Annotated in this window: 1 pseudogene; it reads left to right on the top strand. The window is 61.1% G+C overall.

From position 1 onward, the window contains the following. Window positions 1-664 (top strand): annotated as a pseudogene (locus EN750_RS37700) (GGDEF domain-containing protein); the annotation flags it as partial.

Here is a 664-nt window from a genome sequence, read left to right as displayed (position 1 = left end):
CCTCGAGACCTATCTCGCCAGCGTCTTTTACGTCGCTCTGCCGTTCGGCATGGTCTCGCCTGGCTCGGCGGTGCTGTTTTCCGGCAAGCTGGTCATGCTTTTGCTGCTCTATATGAAGGAGGACGCTGCAACCGTGCGTCAGCCGATCTACGGCCTGCTGCTCGGCAATGCGCTGATGATCGGGCTGGTGCTGCTGCTGCGCCTGCACACCATCGCGGCACTTCCCGACGGCAGGCTTCCAGACATCGGCTTCATCGACCAGATGGGTTGGCTGATGGTGTGGGGCACGACGCTGCTGTTCGTCGATGCCATCCTGATCATCCTGCTCTACGAAAAGCTTGGTCGGTATCTTCGCAAGGCGCCGTTCGCGCGCATCCTGATTTCGGTCGCTTGCGTGCTGACCTTCGACCAGGCCGGTTTTTTCACCGCTCTGCATTTCGTTGCCGGCGCGCCGATAGCCGTCTTTTTCGGCGGCTGGTTCGCCAAGATGGCGGCGGCGGTGACCTTCAGCACCATGCTCGTTGCCTATCTCAAATGGTTTGAGGAGCGCCAGGTCACTGCGCCGCGCGGATTGACCGATATCTTCGATACGCTGACCTATCGCGAACGCTACGAGGCGCTGGTCGAACATGTCGGCCGTGACGGGCTGACCGGCCTGCTGCAC

Source organism: Mesorhizobium sp. M7A.F.Ca.ET.027.03.2.1 (assembly GCF_003999175.1).
Taxonomy (GTDB): domain Bacteria; phylum Pseudomonadota; class Alphaproteobacteria; order Rhizobiales; family Rhizobiaceae; genus Mesorhizobium.
Note: the sequence above shows the minus strand (reverse complement) of the source record. Positions and strands in the feature narration are given on the sequence as shown.